Genomic DNA, 591 nt, shown 5'->3' with positions numbered 1-591 from the left:
TTGGATAAACTGCGCAGCTTTTGCCGCACCTTTTGGTGTGNTTGGCCCATTGTTACCGATCAGCCCGCATGCATGGCCTTCAATTTTTAAGAAGCCACAAACGGTTTGATTATCGAACTCGGGTTTGAAATCGACGAATTCAGATGAATCCGCAATACGCGCAACTATCTCACGAACGTCATAAGGTTGTTTGCTATCACTTGGAACAACGCCGATAAGCTCGTCAGGACTAAATTTTGGTTCTTCCCATTGTCGTTCTGCTTTAGAGCTGAGTTGCTCGTTCCATGGTACTTGTTTGACCATGTCGCGCATCATACGAATGCCGTCGGAATCATCTTCAGCGAGAAACTCTGCGGTACCTGCGGTTTGTGCGTGCATCTCCGCACCACCTAGCTCCTCATCGGTAGCAATTTCACCGGTTGCTGCTTTAAGTAGAGGAGGTCCTGCCAAGAACATTTTGGCCTGTTCTTTTACCACAATAGAGTAATCGGAAAGACCTGGTTGGTAGGCTCCACCTGCCGTCGCATTACCATGTACAATCGTGAACTGCGGGATACCTGCTGCGGACAAACGAGCTTGATTCGCAAAACC

The 591-nt window shown here is 48.5% G+C and carries 1 protein-coding gene; it reads right to left on the bottom strand.

Features of this window, described 5'->3' with window-relative positions; translation table 11 throughout:
* On the bottom strand, positions 1-591 hold a 591-nt coding region (locus tag A3762_RS24865; RefSeq protein ID WP_304439332.1), incomplete at both ends, for a carboxyl transferase domain-containing protein.

The sequence above is a fragment of the Oleiphilus sp. HI0125 genome, from assembly GCF_001635355.1.
The sequence above is the reverse complement of the archived record's forward strand: the minus strand, read 5'-3'. Positions and strand labels throughout refer to the sequence as shown.